General features: G+C 43.2%; 1 protein-coding gene. It reads right to left on the bottom strand.

What is annotated here, in order from left to right:
- Nucleotides 1-312: 312 nt before the first annotated feature.
- Complete coding sequence (locus ACYVG7_RS09895) at nucleotides 313-471, bottom strand: diguanylate cyclase domain-containing protein (protein ID WP_460882970.1); 159 nt, start codon at nucleotides 469-471, stop codon at nucleotides 313-315.
- Between the last annotated feature and the right edge of the window lie 94 nt (nucleotides 472-565).

Genomic DNA, 565 nt, shown 5'->3' with positions numbered 1-565 from the left:
GGAGGATCTATCAACCCCCGAAAGGGGATCAAGAGATGATCGTCACATTCGACTGTCAACGGGGGGCTGGTGAACGCTTACCCATAAACGACTCCTGTCGGGATTAGGCTATCTTTCTTACTTTTTGATATGGATCACCATCCAGTGTAGAGCATCACCTTTCATTACACATGAAAAGCTGGTGATGTTACTCCACAACCAATACCACAACTATATTCAAAAGAGTGATGGCTATCCTCGTTTGTTAAGCAAGGCCATACAAAACGCAGAAAGACAAACAACAATGATTATCAATAGGCGATAAAGAAGACGCTAACCTCCCCTTTCTTGTTTACGCTGACGCTTAACTAAATACATGGCGTGATCTGCTTTCTCTAAAAGAGTTTCAGACTCCGCACCATCAATAGGAGCCACAGCCGAGCCGATACTAGCTGCAATATTTAGTTGTGAATTTTCATAGTTAAAAGGCAAGCATACGGCTTCCTCATGTACAGAACCTTAAGCGGCAAGCGAATTAATAACACCGTCTAACGTGTTGTTTTGCTTGGATTTTCTCTGCCTACTC

This window comes from Pseudaeromonas pectinilytica, assembly GCF_054780855.1.
The sequence above is the reverse complement of the archived record's forward strand: the minus strand, read 5'-3'. Positions and strand labels throughout refer to the sequence as shown.